Annotated in this window: 12 protein-coding genes; 5 read left to right on the forward strand and 7 right to left on the reverse strand. The window is 62.3% G+C overall.

Annotation, left to right across the window (positions count from 1 at the left end; translation table 11 throughout):
- Positions 1 to 201: 201 nt before the first annotated feature.
- From RGCCGE502_RS25300 to RGCCGE502_RS25320, 5 genes are all read left to right on the forward strand, one after another.
- Positions 202 to 1,455: a sarcosine oxidase subunit beta family protein gene (locus RGCCGE502_RS25300; RefSeq protein ID WP_016557052.1), complete on the forward strand. Its 1,254-nt coding sequence runs from the start codon at positions 202 to 204 to the stop codon at positions 1,453 to 1,455.
- 12 nt (positions 1,456 to 1,467) lie between these two features.
- A complete protein-coding gene (locus RGCCGE502_RS25305; RefSeq protein ID WP_016557053.1) occupies positions 1,468 to 1,809 on the forward strand; it encodes a sarcosine oxidase subunit delta in 342 nt (113 codons plus the stop codon).
- The gene (locus RGCCGE502_RS25310; protein WP_016557054.1) at positions 1,806 to 4,799 is read left to right on the forward strand and encodes a sarcosine oxidase subunit alpha; all 2,994 of its coding nucleotides are present in this window, start codon (positions 1,806 to 1,808) and stop codon (positions 4,797 to 4,799) included. Before RGCCGE502_RS25305 ends, RGCCGE502_RS25310 begins: the two co-directional genes overlap by 4 nt.
- The gene (locus tag RGCCGE502_RS25315; RefSeq protein WP_016557055.1) at positions 4,792 to 5,340 is read left to right on the forward strand and encodes a sarcosine oxidase subunit gamma; all 549 of its coding nucleotides are present in this window, start codon (positions 4,792 to 4,794) and stop codon (positions 5,338 to 5,340) included. The genes RGCCGE502_RS25310 and RGCCGE502_RS25315 overlap by 8 nt, the downstream gene beginning before the upstream one ends.
- A gap of 153 nt (positions 5,341 to 5,493) precedes the next feature.
- On the forward strand, positions 5,494 to 5,889 hold the full coding sequence (locus tag RGCCGE502_RS25320; protein WP_016557056.1) for a VOC family protein: 396 nt from the start codon (positions 5,494 to 5,496) through the stop codon (positions 5,887 to 5,889).
- 27 nt (positions 5,890 to 5,916) lie between these two features.
- Here RGCCGE502_RS25320 and RGCCGE502_RS25325 read toward each other — a convergent pair whose 3' ends face one another.
- From RGCCGE502_RS25325 to RGCCGE502_RS25355, 7 genes are all read right to left on the reverse strand, one after another.
- A complete protein-coding gene (locus RGCCGE502_RS25325) occupies positions 5,917 to 6,402 on the reverse strand; it encodes a MaoC family dehydratase (protein ID WP_016557057.1) in 486 nt (161 codons plus the stop codon).
- An 87-nt stretch (positions 6,403 to 6,489) separates the two neighbouring features.
- Positions 6,490 to 8,457 carry a glycogen debranching protein GlgX gene (gene glgX, locus RGCCGE502_RS25330; RefSeq protein ID WP_016557058.1) on the reverse strand — a complete coding sequence of 656 codons (1,968 nt, stop codon included), beginning with the start codon at positions 8,455 to 8,457 and terminating at the stop codon, positions 6,490 to 6,492.
- 10 nt (positions 8,458 to 8,467) lie between these two features.
- Entirely contained in the window at positions 8,468 to 10,099 is a 1,632-nt protein-coding gene (locus RGCCGE502_RS36810; RefSeq protein ID WP_016557059.1) for an alpha-D-glucose phosphate-specific phosphoglucomutase, read from the reverse strand.
- 6 nt (positions 10,100 to 10,105) lie between these two features.
- Positions 10,106 to 11,548: a glycogen synthase GlgA gene (glgA, locus tag RGCCGE502_RS36815; protein WP_016557060.1), complete on the reverse strand. Its 1,443-nt coding sequence runs from the start codon at positions 11,546 to 11,548 to the stop codon at positions 10,106 to 10,108.
- Between the two features lie 3 nt (positions 11,549 to 11,551).
- On the reverse strand, positions 11,552 to 12,814 hold the full coding sequence (gene glgC / locus RGCCGE502_RS25345; RefSeq protein ID WP_016557061.1) for a glucose-1-phosphate adenylyltransferase: 1,263 nt from the start codon (positions 12,812 to 12,814) through the stop codon (positions 11,552 to 11,554).
- 20 nt (positions 12,815 to 12,834) lie between these two features.
- Positions 12,835 to 15,042 carry a 1,4-alpha-glucan branching protein GlgB gene (glgB, locus tag RGCCGE502_RS25350; RefSeq protein WP_016557062.1) on the reverse strand — a complete coding sequence of 736 codons (2,208 nt, stop codon included), beginning with the start codon at positions 15,040 to 15,042 and terminating at the stop codon, positions 12,835 to 12,837.
- Positions 15,039 to 17,501 carry a glycogen/starch/alpha-glucan phosphorylase gene (locus tag RGCCGE502_RS25355; protein ID WP_016557063.1) on the reverse strand — a complete coding sequence of 821 codons (2,463 nt, stop codon included), beginning with the start codon at positions 17,499 to 17,501 and terminating at the stop codon, positions 15,039 to 15,041. The genes glgB and RGCCGE502_RS25355 overlap by 4 nt, the downstream gene beginning before the upstream one ends.
- Positions 17,502 to 17,520 lie beyond the last annotated feature (19 nt).

Raw genomic sequence — 17,520 nt, forward strand, 5'->3', positions numbered from 1 at the left:
AGGGAGAAGACATTGCTGGCGTGTGCAGCATCCCGGCTGGCGTTTGCTTTGACGCGGCAAGACTGCGTGACCCCATTCATTCTTGTCGAGTGTCAAAACAAAAGCCGGTCCGCGTCGCAAAAGAAACGTTGTGCCGCTTTTTGATTTGCGATTTGTATGGCCGACGAGAAGGGAACTTTCCCTTGAAGGAGATGAAGGCGGATGCGCAGATACTCGGTTTTTGCGGTGGCAAGGGAGGCCCTGAGAGGCCACAAGGGCTGGGACAAGCAATGGACTTCGCCGGAGCCGCGCGCCGAATACGACGTCATCATCATCGGTGGCGGCGGACATGGCCTGGGCGCGGCCTATTATCTGGCCAAGGAGCACGGCATCACCAATGTCGCGGTGCTCGAAAAGGGCTGGCTCGGCGGCGGCAATACCGGCCGTAACACGACCATCATCCGCTCGAACTATCTCTATGAAGAAAGCATGCACATCTACGAGCATTCGATGAAGCTCTGGGAGAACCTCTCGCAGGATCTCAACTACAATGTCATGTACTCTCCGCGCGGCGTGATGATGCTGTCGCACAATGTGCACGATCAGCAGTCCTTCAAGCGCCATATCCATGCCAACCGTCTCTATGGCATCGACAATGAATGGCTGACGCCGGAGCAGGCCAAGGCTTATTGTCCGCCGCTCGATATCTCCGCCAGCGCCCGCTATCCGATCAACGGTGCCGCACTCCAGCGTCGCGGCGGCACGGCGCGCCACGATGCGGTTGCCTGGGGCTATGCGCGTGCGGCGTCCGATCGCGGCGTCCACATCATCCAGAACTGCGAAGTGACCGGCATTCGCCGCGGCCCTGACGGTCGCGTCACCGGTGTCGAGACATCGCGCGGTTTCATCGGCGCCAAGAAGGTCGGCGTTTCGGCTGCCGGCCACACCACCACGGTCATGAAGATGGCCGATGTGCGCGTGCCGCTGCAATCGAGCCCGCTGCAGGCGCTGGTCTCCGAACCGCTGAAGCCGATCTTCCCCTGCGTGGTCATGTCCAACACGGTGCATGCCTATATCTCGCAGTCCGACAAGGGCGAGCTCGTCATCGGCGCCGGCACCGACCAGTACAATTCCTACAGCCAGACCGGCGGCCTGCAGATCATCACGCATACGCTCGATGCCATCTGCGAGCTCTTCCCGATGTTCCGCCGCGTCAAGATGATGCGCCAGTGGGGCGGTATCGTCGACAACACGCCGGATCGCTCGGCCATCCAGTCGAAGACGCCGGTTCCGGGGCTCTACGTCAACTGCGGCTGGGGCACCGGCGGCTTCAAGGCGACGCCGGGCTCGGCCAATCTCTTCGCGCACCTCATTGCCCGCGACGAGGCGCACAAGTTCAATGCCGGCCTGACGCTGGACCGCTTCCGCACCGGCCGTCTGATCGACGAAGCCGCCGCCGCAGCCGTCGCGCACTGACACGAGGACATCATGCTTCTTATCTATTGCCCATACTGTCAGGAAGAGCGCTCCGAGCTCGAGTTTCGCGGCGCCGGCGATGCGCATATCGCCCGCCCGACCAATATCGCCGAGATCTCCGACGAACAGTTCGAGGAGTTCTTCTTCCTGCGCGACAACCCGAAGGGGCTGATCTTCGAACGCTGGCGCCACCAGCACGGATGCGGCCGCTTCTTCAACGCGGCGCGCGACACGATCAGCGACAAGTTCATCATGACGTACAAGGCCGGCGAGCCGAAGCCCGATATCGGTGCTGCGGCCGCGCCCCATGCTCCCGTCGAGACCTATGAGCAGCTCGAAGGAGAAGCGAAATGAGCGGCACGAACCGTATCGCAGGCAAGGGTCGCCTGACGCCGGCCAGAACCGCGCGCTTCACCTTCGACGGCAAGAGCTACACGGCGCTCGAGGGCGATACCGTCGCCTCGGCGCTGATCGCGAACAACATCCATCTCGTCGGTCGCTCGTTCAAGTATCACCGCCCGCGCGGCATTCTCTCTGCCGGTGCGGAAGAGCCGAACGCGCTGATCGACGTGTCGCGTGACGCCGCCCGCAAGCAGCCGAACGTGCGCGCCACGGTGCAGGAAGTGTTCGACGGCATGATCGTCGAATCGCAGAACCGTTTCCCCTCGCTCTCCTTCGATATCGGCGGCATCAACAACCTGATGTCCCCCTTCTTCGCCGCCGGCTTCTACTACAAGACCTTCATGTGGCCGAAGGCGGCATGGAAGCATGTCTACGAGCCGATGATCCGCCGTGCGGCCGGTCTCGGCGTCGCGCCCAAGGAAGCCGATCCGGACCACTATGCCAGCCGTTATGCGCATTGTGACGTGCTTGTCGTCGGTGCCGGCGTTGCCGGTCTTTCGGCAGCGCTCGCGGCAGCGCAGTCAGGGGCCAAGGTCATCCTCTGCGACGAGCAGGCCGATGTCGGCGGCGCGTTGCGTTTTGACAGCGGCGCCAAGATCGACGGCCTCGATGGTTATGAATGGGCACAGAAGACGGTTGCCAGCCTGAAGGCGATGAGCAACGTGCAGGTTCTGACCCGCACCACCGCTTTCGGCTATTACAATCATAACTTCATTGGTCTCGCCGAGCGCGTGACCGATCATGTCGCAAACCCGAGCCGCAATCTGCCGCGCGAGCGTCTGTGGCAGCTGCGCGCCAAGCGCGTCATCCTCGCCAACGGTGCCATCGAGCGCCACATGGTTTTCCCGAACAACGACCGTCCGGGCATCATGCTGGCATCGGCCGCGCGCATGTATCTCAATCAGTACGGTGTTGCCGTCGGCCAGAAGGTCGGCGTCTATACAGCGCACGACTCGGCCTACGAGGCGGCCTTCGACCTGAAGCGATCAGGTGTCGAGATTGCGGCGATCGTCGATTGCAGGCAGACGCCAGGCGCGGCCGTGCTCGCGGAAGCCCGTTCGCTCGGCATCGATGTTCTCGCCGGCCAGTCGGTCGTCAACACCTCGGGCAAGCTGCGCATCAATTCGATGACCGTTGCCCGCAACGGCGGCGGCTCGCCGCGCAAGATCGCGGTCGATGCGCTGCTGGTTTCGGCCGGCTGGACGCCTTCGGTGCACCTGTTCTCGCAATCGCGCGGCAAGGTCGCTTTCGAGCCGGAAACACAGCGCTTCCTGCCCGGCACCTATGCGCAGGATTGCCTCTCCGTCGGCGCTTGCAATGGCACCGACGACCTGCAGCAGACGATCGAGGAATCGCTTGCTGCCGGCGAACTGATGGCGCAGGCGGCGGGCAAGAAGGCGGGAGGCAAGATCAGCATCTCGTCCGAGCAGGCGCATCAGTGGACGGGTGGCATGATCGGTGCGGCGGAAGGGGCGGGGCCTGAGACCAGCGCCAAGGCCTTCATCGATTTTCAGCACGACGTCTGCGCCAAGGATATCCGCCTTGCGGTGCGCGAAGGGATGCACTCGATCGAGCACATCAAGCGCTTCACCACCAACGGCATGGCCTCCGACCAGGGCAAGCTCTCCAACATGCACGGCCTGGCGATTGCCGCCGAGATGCTGGGCAAGGAGATCCCGCAGGTCGGTCTCACCACCTTCCGCGCGCCCTACACGCCGGTGACCTACGGGACGCTGATCGCGCATTCTCGTGGCGAGCTGTTCGACCCGACGCGCAAGACGCCGCTGCACCAGTGGGAAGAAGCCCAGGGTGCCGTATTCGAGGATGTCGGCAACTGGAAGCGTGCGTGGTTCTACCCGCGCGCCGGCGAAACCATGCACCAGGCGGTCGCCCGCGAGTGCAGGACGGCGCGCGATGTGGCCGGTGTGTTCGATGCCTCGACACTCGGCAAGATCGAGGTCGTTGGCCCCGACGCCGCCGCGTTCATGAACCTGATGTACACCAACGCCTGGGACACGCTGAAGCCGGGCAAGTGCCGCTACGGCATCATGACCCGCGACGACGGCTTCGTTTACGACGACGGTGTCGTCGGGCGTCTGGCCGACGATCGCTTCCACGTGACGACGACGACGGGCGGCGCGCCGCGCGTGTTGAACCACATGGAAGACTACCTGCAGACCGAATTCCCGCATCTGAAGGTGTGGCTGACGTCTGTGACCGAGCAGTGGGCGGTTATCGCCGTGCAGGGTCCGAAGGCGCGCGAGATCATCGCGCCGCTGGTCGAGGGCGTCGATATCTCCAACGAAGCCTTCCCGCATATGAGCGTTGCCGAGTGCACGGTCATGGGGGTTCCGGCCCGTCTCTTCCGCGTGTCGTTCACCGGCGAAACCGGCTTCGAAATCAACGTGCCGGCCGATTACGGCCAGTCGGTTCTCGAAGCCGTCTGGGCCAATGCCGAGCCGCTCGGCGCCTGCGTCTACGGCACGGAGACGATGCACGTTCTTCGCGCCGAGAAGGGCTACATCATCGTCGGCCAGGACACGGATGGTACCGTGACGCCTGACGATGCCGGCCTCAACTGGGCGGTCTCGAAGAAGAAGACGGATTTCGTCGGCATTCGTGGCCTGAAGCGCCCGGATCTGGTCAAGGAAGGCCGCAAGCAGCTGGTCGGCCTCGTCACCAAGGATCCGAAGATCGTGCTCGAGGAGGGCGCGCAGATCGTCGCCAACCCGAACGAGCCGAAGCCGATGACGATGCTCGGCCACGTCACCTCGTCCTACTGGTCGGAAAACCTCGGGAAGTCGATTGCCTTCGCGCTGGTCGCCGGCGGTCGCAAACGGATGGGCGAAACGCTCTACGTGCCGATGCCCGACAAGACGATCGCCGTCGAGGTGACTGATATGGTGTTCTTTGACAAGGAAGGAGGCCGCATCAATGGCTGATACGGCAGTTCGCAAGTCGGTGCTCTCAGGTCGTCATGGTGGCTCGGCTACAGTACGGTTGACGGCGGCACCTGCCGCCACCCGCATCGCGCTCCGCGCACCCGCGGAGTCGCTGAAGGCTCTTTCATCCGCGCTCGGTGTCACGGTTCCGGCCTCCCCGAAGACGTCAGGCCGCAAGGGTGGCCGTGCAGCCCTCTGGCTCGGGCCGGACGAATGGCTTGTCATCGACGAGGCCGGTGCAGACCTGATGGCGCCGCTCGCTAAGTCGGCCGTGCTGCATTCGGCAACCGACGTCTCGCACCGCAACGTCGCGATCGTCGTCTCCGGTCCCGGGGCGGAAGCGACAATTTCCGCGGGCTGCCCGCAGGATCTGTCGCTCGAGGCCTTCCCGGTCGGCGCCTGCTCGCGCACGCTGTTCGGGAAAGCCGAGATCGTGCTTTTCCGCACCGAGGACGATACTTTCCGCGTCGAGTGCTGGCGTTCGTTCGCGGATTTCGTTTTTGGCCTGCTGGCCGAGGGCGCCGAAGACGCGGGGCACTGAAGTGCAACCAAGATGCAATTACTGATCGGGGGACGGTGCTCTTGTGCCGTCCCGCGATCAGCTTCACATTGCAGGATTGCCGACATTTGTGCCATCATCCGCTGGGCGTGGTCCTGATCTGAGCGCCATCGCAACGAATGCGGGGTGTCTTCGATGAAGCTGCATCACGTTTCCATTGTCGTCACGGATATCGACCGTTCGGTCGCCTTCTATCGCGATGTCTTCGGTCTCGAACAAATTGAGCGGCCAGCGTTCAGTACCGTTGGAGCTTGGTTCGCCTGTGGGGCGCTGCAGGTCCACCTCATCGTCCATCCGACCGGGAGCTTTCGGCGCGCAGCTACGATAGACACGGCGGACGGACATTTCGCGTTCCGCACCGATGACTTCGAGGGATGCATTCGTGGGCTGATCGCCAAGGGCTTTCGCGAGGATGCGCCCGAGGGCGATCCCTGGCGGTTACGCCTCAGACGCGAAGGACCGGCGGGCTTTCCGCAAGCCTATCTGCTCGATCCCGATCGCAACATCGTCGAGATCAACGGTGCGCCATAGCGACACCGCGGAAGTCGGTTCGTAGGGCTAGGCGTCCTCAGGCCGATCCTTTGGGTCGAACTGGATGATGGTGATCCAGCGTGCGGTCAATGCCGGCTTCTTCTCGTTCTCGATCTCGATCGAGACTTCATAGGTCGTCATCAACATGCCGGCGCCGCGGAAACGGGCTTCGGCAAGGACAAAGTGGCCGCGGATGCGTGCCCCTGATTTGACCGGCGAGAGGAAGCGGACATTCTCGAAGCCGTAGTTGATGCCCATCGTCTGTTCGCGGACCTTCGGCAACCCGTTGTAGTTCATGGCCGAGAGCAGCGACAGGGTGAGGAAGCCGTGGGCAATCGTGCCGCCGAACGGGCTCGCGGCGGCGCGCTCCGGATCGACGTGGATATACTGATGGTCGTTGGTCGCATGCGCGAACGCATCGATCATTGTCTGATCGACGACGATCCAGTCCGAGAGGCCGGTTTCAGTGCCGACCAGCCCACGGACGTCCGCGAGCGAAATTTCCTTGACCATTGATTCCTCATGAGAAAGCGGCTGCGCAAGCCTTACAATGGGATTGTGACGATTGCGACAAGGAATTGCAGGGTTGAACCCGGCTGATCAACTTTCGAGATAGAAGGCCACCGAACGGCGCGGCACGATGGCCGATGCCACCGATTTCTTGGCAGCATCGGGGGCCAGATGCCGCCAAGAGGCGGAGCCAGGGAGCGTAAAGACTTCCTCGCCGCCCGAGCGATTGAAGAGCACCGCCAAGCGCGTGGCCTTGCCGCCTTGCTCGTCTCGGGTTGCAAGTACCATGCCGAGCGTCGAAAAATTCGGGGTCTCCCACTCTTGGACGGTCATCGGCCGGCCTGAAGGCGATATCCATTCGACATCGCCGTTGCCGTTGAGGAGGCCCGTTTGAGAGAAGACGGAGAAGCGCTTGCGCAGGCCGGAGATGAAGGCGGTGTGGGCGACGAGTTCGTCGTCGAGCGCTGGCCAATCCATCCAGGTGATTTCGTTGTCCTGGCAGTAGGCATTGTTGTTGCCGCGCTGAGTGCGGCCGCCTTCGTCGCCCGCCGTCAGCATGATGCTGCCGCGGCTGGCAAAGAGCGTCGAGAGCAGCGCCTTCAGGTCGTCGCGTCGCCGGCGGATGATATCAGGATAGCGACTTTCGCCCTCGACGCCGTTATTCCAGGAGTGGTTTTCATTGTGGCCGTCGCGGTTTTCCTCGCCGTTCGCCTCGTTGTGCTTGCCGCTGTAGGAAACGAGATCGTTGAGCGTGAAGCCGTCATGGGCCGCGAGGAAGTTTACACTGCGCGTCGCCTGTCCGCCGTTGCGGCCGAAGATGTCGGAGGATCCTGCAAGTGCAGTCGCCAATGGGCCGGTCTTCCAGTCATCGCCGCGCCAGTAACACCTGATATCGTCGCGGACACGGTCGTTCCACTCGAGGAATGGCGCCGGGAAATTGCCGAGCTGATAGCCACCGGGGCCGATGTCCCAAGGCTCGGCGATCATCACCCGGTCTTTGAGCACTTCGTCGGCGAGCATCGCCGTCAGCGTTTCCCCGTTGCCCTCGAAGCCGCTTGCGGTGCGGCCTAGGACGGGGGCGAGGTCGAAGCGGAAGCCGTCTATCCCGGCGCCGAGCACGAAATTCCGCAGGCTGTCGATGATCAACTGCCTGACATAGGGGTGATCGCAGGCGACGGTGTTGCCGGTGCCGGTATCGTTGACCAGATCGCCGGGGCGCTGTGGCAAATGGCGATAGAAGGAGAGATTGTCGAGGCCACGCAGCGACAGCGTCGTGCCGAAGCGATCGCTCTCGCCGGTATGATTGAAGACGAGGTCGAGAATGACCGCAATGCCTTCTCCGTGGAGTTTCGCAACGGCGTCGCGAAGTTCCGCCATGCCGCCCGGCACGAGCCGCGGATCGAGTGCCATGAAGGCGACGGGGTTGTAGCCCCAGCTGTTTCTCAGGCTGAGCCGCGGTAAGTGGCGCTCATCGATCCAGGCGGTGATCGGCATGAGCTCGACGGCATTGACGCCGATGCGCTTCAGATGCGCGATCACCGAGGGATGCGTCAAGGCGGCGACCGTGCCGCGCTGGGCTTCGGGTACATCCGGATGCAGCTTGGTAAAGGAGCGAACAGCGACCTCGTAGACGAAGCCGCCCGGCTTGAAGAGCGGCTTTATTTGCTTCACCGGCACGTCGCGGGTGACAATAGCCTTCGGCACCAGATGCTGCGTGTCGGCACCGAAGCTACCGAGCAGCGGATCGTGGCTAAACGGGCGATCGAGTTCCTTGGCGTAGGGATCGACGAGAAGCTTCGACGGATCGAACCAGAGGCCGCTATCGGGGGCGTAGACACCGTCGGCACGATAGCCGTAGCGTGCGCCTTCCTTCAGTCCGTCGACGAAGAGGCGATGCACGTGGTCATCGCCTCGCTGCATCGGCAAGCGGGCCAATTCCTTGTCGTCATCGCCGAACAGACACAGTTCGATCCGTCCGGCGTTGTGCGACCAGACGGCGAAATCAACGCCGGTCTCGAAGATGGTTGCCCCGCCTTGCCCGGATTTATTCGCCGCCATGCCGCTCCGGTCAGGTAATCACGGAGGGAGCATCGCGGCCCGTGCGGCTGCGGATATCCGCGATGGTTTCGGCGGCAGCGATAATGTCGGCGAGCGCATGTTGCGTCTCGATGTTGTGACGGGTGGAATCCGCCTCGAACCGCTCGAGATAAACGCGCAGAGTGGCGCCCGATGTTCCGGTTCCGGAAAGCCGGAAGACGACTCGCGAGCCCCCTTCGAACAGGATGCGAATGCCCTGATGCTCGCTGACCGACTTGTCGACCGGGTCGTGATAGGCGAAGTCGTCCGCCTTCTCGACCTTCAGCGGACCGAAGCTCTGGCCGGGCAGCGAAGCGAGCTGGCTGCGCAGGTTTGTCACCAGGCCATTTGCTGCCTCGGTGTCCACGCCCTCGTAATCGTGACGCGAATAGTAGTTCCGGCCGTAGGTCTGCCAGTGCTGCGTGACGATCTCCTGCACGCTTTCACCACGCACCGCGAGAATATTCAGCCACAACAGAACCGCCCAAAGGCCATCCTTCTCGCGCACGTGGTTGGAGCCGGTGCCGGCGCTTTCCTCGCCGCAGATCGTCGCCATGCCGGCGTCGAGCAGGTTGCCGAAGAACTTCCAGCCGGTCGGGGTCTCGTACATGCCGATGCCGCGCTTTTCGGCGACGCGGTCGGCCGCTCCCGATGTCGGCATGGATCGGGCGATGCCGGCGAGGCCGCCGGAGTAGCCGGGGGCAAGGTTGGCGTTGGCGGCGAGAATCGCAAGGCTGTCGGAGGGCGTGACGAAGATGCCGCGGCCGATGATGAGATTGCGATCACCGTCGCCATCGGACGCCGCGCCGAAATCAGGCGCGTCGTCGCCCATCATCTCGTCGTAGAGTTCCTTGGCATGAACCGGGTTCGGATCCGGGTGGTGGCCGCCGAAATCGGGCAGCGGCATGAAATTGCGGACCGAGCCGGACGGCGCGCCGAGGCGATTTTCGAAGATCTCCTTGGCATAGGGGCCGGTGACGGCGCTCATCGCATCGAAGGCGATGCGGAAGCCGAGGCTGATAAGGTTGCGGATCGCCGGGAAGTCGAACAGCTCTTCCATCAGTGCCGTGTAGTCTTCCACCGAATCGAGCACCGAGAGAATCGTGCCGCCAGGCAGTTCGTCCTTGCCGATGCGGTCGAGGTTGACGTCCGCGAAATCAGCGATCTTGTAGGTGTCGATCACCTTTGTGCGCGCATAGATCGCGTCGGTGATCTTCTCCGGTGCCGGGCCGCCATTGCTGATGTTGTACTTGATGCCGAAGTCTTCGGTCGGGCCGCCGGGATTGTGGCTGGCCGAAAGGATGATGCCGCCGAAGGCCTTGTATTTGCGGATGATGTGCGAGGCCGCCGGGGTCGACAGGATACCGCCCTTGCCGACGATCACCTTGCCGAAGCCATTGGCTGCGGCCATCTTGATCGCCTTCTGGATGACTTCGCGGTTGTAGTAGCGTCCGTCGCCACCGATGACGAGGCACTTGCCCTGAAACCCTTCCAGCGAATCGAAGATCGACTGGATGAAGTTCTCGGCATAGTTCGGTTGCTGGAATACCGGAACCTTCTTTCGGAGGCCGGACGTGCCCGGCTTCTGATCCTGGTAGGGCGTAGTGGATACGGATTTTATCATTTTCTCTCACTTGCCTTTGGGGGCGAGGCTTGAATAGAGGGCAGCGTAGCGCTCGGCGCTCTTTTCCCACGAGACATCCGATTTCATGCCCTGCTTTTGCAATTGGGTCCAGACTTTTTGATCGGCGTAAAGATGTAACGCACGGCGAATGGCCTGCAACAGGCCCGATGCCGTCACAGGCGAGAATTGTATCCCGGTTGCCACTTTCGCCGCAAGAGCGGCATGATTGGCGTCGATGACGGTGTCGTTCAAGCCACCGGTGCGTGCGACGATCGGCACGCAGCCGTAGCGCAGCCCGTAGAGCTGCGTCAGGCCGCAGGGTTCGAAACGCGAAGGGATGATGATGGCGTCGCAACCGGCCTGCATGAGGTGCGACATCGGCTCGTTATAACCGATGGAGACGCCGATTCGACCCGGATGGCGGGCCGCGGCGGCAAGCAGCGAACCTTCGATTGCCGCATCTCCGGAACCGAGTATCGCAAGCTTTCCGCCCATGTCGACAATCTCATCCGCGGTAGCGGCGATGACGTCCATGCCCTTCTGCCAGGTGAGGCGGCTGATGATGCAGAAAATCGGTGCGTTGTCGTTGTGCAGCCCGAAGAACTCGGCAATCGAGGTACGGTTTTCGACGCGGCTCTTCAGTGTCGTGCCATTGTAGTGGGTGTGGACAACGGGATCGGTCGACGGGTTCCAGACGTCGGTATCGATGCCGTTGACGATGCCGTGCAAGGAATCAATTCGGCTTGCGATGACGCCCTGGAGGCCCATGCCGAACTCCGGGGTCAGGATCTCGCCGGCGTAGGAGGGACTAACGGTCGTGATGGCGTGGGCGGTTTGCAGGCCGCCCTTCAGGAAGCCGAGATTGCCGTAATATTCGATGCTTTCGGTTGCGAAGGCGTGCGGCGGCAGGCGAAGACCCGGAAAGATGTCCGCGCCGAACTGTCCCTGGAACGCGATATTGTGGATCGTCAGAACACTCGGCAATTCCGGCGTCGGGTTGTAGCGCATGTAAACCGAGGTCATCGCCGACTGCCAATCGTGCGTGTGAACGAGATCGGGTCGCCAATCCGGCATCAAACCCGCGGCAATCTCGGCGCCTGCCAGCGACAGCGCCGCAAAACGACGCCAGTTGTCGGGATAGTCCCGACCGGTCGCATCGAGATAGGGGCCTCCCGTGCGGTCGTAATAAGCGGGCGCATTGAGCACGAGGATATCGATCCCCTCATGCTCCACTTCGAGGACTGTCGCGGGCTCGCCGAGCAGATCATCGAACTGAAGCCGGACGATGGGATTGCGGATCGCCTTCATCACAGCCGGATAGCCGGGCATGAGGGTCTTGGTTTCGACGCCGAAACGCTTGAGGGCGATCGGCAGGGCGCCCGCCACGTCGGCGAGGCCCCCTGTCTTGATGAGCGGGAAGACTTCGGACGAAACCGAAAGAACTTTCATGTCTCACATACCCAGCTTGTCGATCATCGGCTGCGTAATCAGGCAAATGCCACCCTCGCTACGGCGGAAACGCTTGGCGTCGAGGACCGGATCCTCACCGACGATCAGACCTTCCGGAATGATGACGCCGTGATCGATCACGACGTTGCTGAGTTGCGCGTGCCGTCCGATTTTGACGCTCGGCAGCACGACCGCGCCGTCCAGCTTGGAATATGAGTTGGCGCGCACACCGGTGAAAAGCAGACTTCTGTGAAGGGTCGCGCCGGAGATGATGCAGTCGCCGGCGACGACCGATGACGTCGCCGAGCCACGGCGGCTTTCGTCGTCGTGGACGAACTTGGCCGGCGGTGAGATCTCGGCGTAGGTCCAGATCGGCCAGGACTTGTCGTAAATGTCCAGTTCCGGAACCACTGCGGTCAGGTCGATGTTGGCCTGCCAGTAGGCGTCGATCGTGCCGACGTCGCGCCAGTAGGGCTCGTGCTCAAAATCGGAGCGCACGCAGGACTGCGCGAAGCGATGGGCGACGGCCTTACCGTTCTTGACGATGTGGGGGATGATGTCCTTGCCGAAGTCCTTGCTGGAGTTCGGGTCGGCTGCGTCGCGGCGCAGTGCATCGATCAGGAACTTGGTGTGGAAAACGTAGATGCCCATCGAGGCAAGGGCGAAATCCGGATTGCCGGGGATGCCGGGCGGATCCGCGGGCTTTTCGACGAAGTCGATGATCCGGTCGGTCGTATCGACATGCATGACGCCGAAGCCGACGGCTTCCATGCGCGGCACCTCCAGGCAGCCGATAGTCACATCGGCACCGGAATCCACATGCTGTTGCAGCATGTATTCATAGTCCATCTTGTAGACATGGTCGCCGGCGAGGATGACCATGTATTCGACGCCGTAATCCTCGATGATGTCGATGTTCTGGTAGACGGCATCGGCCGTGCCTTCATACCATTGCGTCTCGGAGACACGCTGGGAGGCCGGCAGAATGTCGAAGCTTTCGTTTCTCTCGGGGCGGAAGAAGTTCCAGCCGCGCTGCATGTGTCGGATCAGCGAGTGCGCCTTGTACTGGGTGGCGACGCCAATGCGTCGGATACCCGAGTTCAAGGCGTTGGACAGCGCGAAGTCGATGATGCGGGTCTTGCCGCCGAAATAGACCGCCGGCTTGGCGCGGCGATCGGTGAGTTCCTTCAGGCGGCTGCCCCTGCCGCCAGCGAGAACATAGGCCATTGCGTCGCGGGCAAGTGGCTGAACGCGTTTTTCTACCATTTTTATCCTCCCACCAGTCGTCAGTTCTCAGGTTCAAGCATGATCGTCGCCAAGGGCGGCAAGGTGACCGACGCGGCAATGCTGCCGCCGGCGTTGACGGCCTGAACGCGACCGCCATTGCCCTTGCCGCTGCCGCCGTAAATGTCGGCATCGGTATTCAGGATTTCGCGCCACCGTCCCTCGATCGGCAGGCGCACCGTATAGTTTTCGCGATAAACCGGCGTCAGATTGCAGATGACGGCAACCGGCTTCTCCCCCGGTGCCTTGCGCAGCCAGGCAAAGACCGAATTTTCATGATCGTCGGCGATCAGCCACTCGAAGCCGTCGCCCTCGCAATCGCGGGCGTGCAGTGCCGGCTTGCTGCGGTAGCTGAAGTTCAGGTCGCGCACCAGCCGCCGCATGCCTTCGTGCATGCGGTATTGCAGCAGGTTCCAATCGAGTGACGTCGCTTCGTTCCATTCGCTCCACTGCGCGAATTCCTGACCCATGAAGAGCAGCTTCTTGCCCGGATAGCCCCACATGAAGGCGTAGTAGGCCCGCAGATTGGCGAACTTCTGCCAGTCGTCGCCGGGCATCTTGGCGATCAGCGAGCCTTTTCCGTGTACCACCTCGTCGTGTGAGAGCGGCAGCACGAAGTTTTCGGAATAGGCATAAAGCAGGCCGAAGGTCAGCTCGTTGTGGTGATGCTTGCGATGGATCGGCTCGCGGCTCATGTAGCTCAGCGTGTCGTGCATGAAGCCCATGTTCCACTTGAAGCCGAAGCCGAGGCCGCCTTCGTGTACCGGCTGCGAGACCTTCGGCCAGGAGGTCGATTCCTCGGCGATGGTCATGACACCAGGATGTTCGGCGTAGATGCGGGTATTCATGTTCTGCAGGAAGCGCACCGCCTCCAGATTTTCGTTGCCGCCGTACTCGTTCGGTATCCATTCGCCGTGCTTGCGGGAATAATCGAGGTAGAGCATCGAGGCCACGGCATCGACGCGCAGCCCGTCGAGATGGAACTTTTCCGCCCAGTAGAGCGCATTGTTGACGAGGTAGGAGACGACCTCGGTGCGGCCGAAATTGTAGATCGCCGTGTTCCAGTCGGGATGAAAGCCCTTGCGCGGGTCTTCGTGCTCATAGAGCGCCGTGCCGTCGAACCAGCCGAGGCCGTGTTCGTCGGTCGGGAAGTGGGCCGGTACCCAATCGAGGATGATGCCGATACCGACCTTGTGGCAGCCGTTAACGAAGCGGGCGAAACCCTCGGGCTCGCCGAAGCGGGCGGTCGGTGCATAGAGCCCGGTCGTCTGGTATCCCCAGGATGGATCATAGGGATGTTCAGTGATTGGCAGAAACTCGATGTGGGTGAAGCCCATGTCGACGCAATAGGGGATCAGGCGAGAGGCAAGTTCGTCCCAAGAGAGGAAGGAACCGTCGTCGCGCCGCTGCCAGGAGCCCGCATGCACCTCGTAGATCGAGATCGGCTGACGGCGCTTGTCGGTCGTCCCCCAGTGCTTCAGGTGCGCCTCGTCGTCCCATTCCTGCAGCAGTTCAGGGGCTGCGACCGAGGCGGTCTTCGGGCGCAACTCGCTGCGTCGTGCGAACGGATCGGCCTTTAGCGGCAGGAGGACGCCGTCCTGGCCGCGGATTTCGAACTTGTAGGCAACGCCGGTCGGGACATCGGGCGCAAAGATCTCCCAGATGCCGGCGCCGGAGCGGAACCGCATGACGTGACGGCGGCCGTCCCAGCCGTTGAAATCGCCGACCACTGAGACGCGCTGGGCGTTCGGCGCCCAGACGGCGAAATGAATACCCTGTGCGCCTTCGTGGTTGATCCAGTGTGCGCCCATCTTGTCGAAGAGCCGAAGGTGGGAGCCCTGGCGCGCGTAGTAGTCATCCATCGGCCCGAGAACCGGCCCGAAGCTGTAGGGGTCGGTGACCGCCCATTCGGCATCGCCGCGCCGTGCCCGGTAGCGCACCGGCCGCTGCTTCGTCACCGAGACCGCACCGGCAAAAAAGCCGTCAGGATGTTGTAGCTTCAGTTCGCCGATGACGCTGCCGTCGAGCGTCATCGCCGTCACCTCTTCGGCGCCCGGAATGAAGCAGCGGGCCACATAGACGTCGCCTGATTTGTGGACGCCCAGAACCGCGAATGGATTGGAATGCGACCCTGCGAGGATTGCCGCTATCTCGTCTGCCGAAATCTCCCAGGGAAGTCTGACTTCAGGGGTGGCTTTCGGCGTTTTCATCCGGCTCTCCAGATTTCCTTGGCGTATTGACGGATCGTGCGGTCGGACGAGAACCAGCCCATACGGGCCGTGTTGCAGATCGCCTTCGAACTCCAGGTGGACGGATCGGTCCAGAGTTGGTCGACTTCGCGCTGGGCTTGGGCGTAAGCATCGAAATCGGCGGCCACCATGAACCAGTCATGGGCATAGATGCCTTCGATCAACGCGGAGTACCGGTTTCGATCGTCATGCGAGAACACGCCGGAGCTGATGGCTTGGAGCGCCTGCGATAGCTCGCGCGACGCCTCGATGATGGCGCGGGGATTGTGGCCATCGGCACGGGCGGCGGCGACCTCGTCGGCACGCAGGCCGAAGATGATGATGTTGTCCTCGCCGACGTGATCGCGCATTTCGACGTTGGCGCCATCGAGCGTTCCGATCGTCAGAGCGCCGTTGAGGCCAAACTTCATGTTGCCGGTACCGGAGGCTTCCATGCCGGCGGTCGAGATCTGCTCGGAAAGGTCGGCGGCGGGCACCATCACCTCGGCGAGCGAGACGTTGTAGTTCGGGACGAAGACCACTTTCAGCAGGCCGCGGACGGCCGGGTCATTGTTGATCGTGCGGGCCACGTCATTGATCAGTTTGATGATCAGCTTGGCGTTGTGGTAGCTCGGCGCCGCCTTGCCGGCGAAAAGCTTGACGCGCGGAACCCAGTCCAGCTCGGGGTGCGAGCGGATCTGGTCGTAAAGCGCGACGGCCTCGATGATGTTCAGGAGCTGGCGCTTGTATTCGTGGATGCGCTTGATCTGGATATCGAACATCGCCGACGGGTCGAGCTTGATGCCCATGCGGCTGGCGACGAGATTGGACAATGCCACCTTGTTGGCGCGCTTCACGGCCGCAAACTTCTCCTGGAAGCTTGCATCGTTTGCGAACTTGTCGAGTGGCTTCAGCTTCTCGGCGTCGTCGAGGAAGTCGTCGCCGATCGTTTCGCGGATCAGCGAGGTCAGGCCGGGATTGCACTGCTGCAACCAGCGGCGCGGCGTGATGCCGTTCGTCTTGTTGTTGATGCGGTCGGGATAGAGCTTGTGCAGATCGGCAAACACCGTGACCTTCATCAGATCGGTGTGGAGAGCCGAAACGCCGTTGATCGAATGGGCGCCGACGAAGGCGAGATTGCCCATGCGGACGCGGCGCTCGCCACTTTCCTCGATCAGGGAAATCGAGCGGATTTCCGTCTCCGAGAATGTCTTGGTCTTGCGCGCTTCGACGAGGACCTTCGCGTTGATCGCGTAGATGATCTGCATGTGGCGCGGCAGCAGGCGCTCGAAGAGCGGGATTGGCCAGCTTTCCAAGGCTTCTGGTAGGAGCGTGTGGTTGGTGTATCCAATCGTGCCACGGGTGATATCCCAGGCCTGGTCGAAGTCGAGGCCGTGAACATCGCACAGCAGGCGCATCAGTTCGGCGACCGAGACGGCGGGATGCGTATCGTTCAGGTGGATCGCCACCTTGTCCGGCAGCGAGGTGAAATCATCGTACTGCTGCAGGTGACGGCGCAAAATGTCCTGCAGCGAGGCGGAGGAGAAGAAGAACTCCTGGCGCAGACGCAACTCCTGGCCGGCGGGTGTCGCATCAGCCGGGTAGAGAACGCGCGTCAGGCTTTCGGCCTTGTTGCTTTCGCGCAGCGCGCCGATGTGGTCACCGGCGTTGAAGGCATCGAGCAAGATCGGGTCGATCGGCTGGGCCGACCAGAGGCGCAGCGTGTTGACGCGCTTGCCGCGCCAGCCGACGACAGGGGTGTCAAAGGCGGCGGCGATGACGCGCTCGGCCGGTTTCCAGACATAGCGCGGCTCGCCCTCGGGGTTGTTGACGACATCGACCGTACCGCCGAAGCCGATTTCGTAAGCGCTTTCCCGGCGCTCGAACTCCCAAGGGTTGCCGTGCGCCAACCAGCTTTCCGGCAACTCTACCTGCCAGCCGTCGGCAAGCTGCTGGCGGAAGAGGCCGTGCACATAACGGATGCCGTAGCCATAGGCCGGTACATCGACGGTCGCCATGCTTTCCATGAAACAGGCGGCGAGACGGCCAAGGCCGCCATTGCCGAGCGCAGCATCCGGCTCGAGGCCGGCAATGACGGAAACATCGACACCGAGCGAGGTCAGTGCATCGCGAACCTGCTCCATCAGGCCGAGGTTCGAGACCGCATCGCGCATCAGGCGGCCGATGAGGAATTCGAGGGACAGGTAGTAAACGCGCTTGTCGCCGGTCGAATAGACCTTGCGGGTCGATTCCATCCACTTGTCGATGATGCGGTCGCGGATGACGAGAATGGTGGCGGTCAGCCAGTCATGCGGCTTGGCGACCTTCGCGTCCTTGCCGATGCGGTAGGTCAGGCGTTCAATGATTTCTTCGGCGAGAATTTCCGGTTTGGAACTGCGGGGCGCGGGGGAGGGGATCGTCGGCTTCGAAACGGTATTCATCGTTAGTCCTCGCCAATTT

Source organism: Rhizobium grahamii CCGE 502, from assembly GCF_000298315.2.
Lineage (GTDB): Bacteria > Pseudomonadota > Alphaproteobacteria > Rhizobiales > Rhizobiaceae > Rhizobium > Rhizobium grahamii.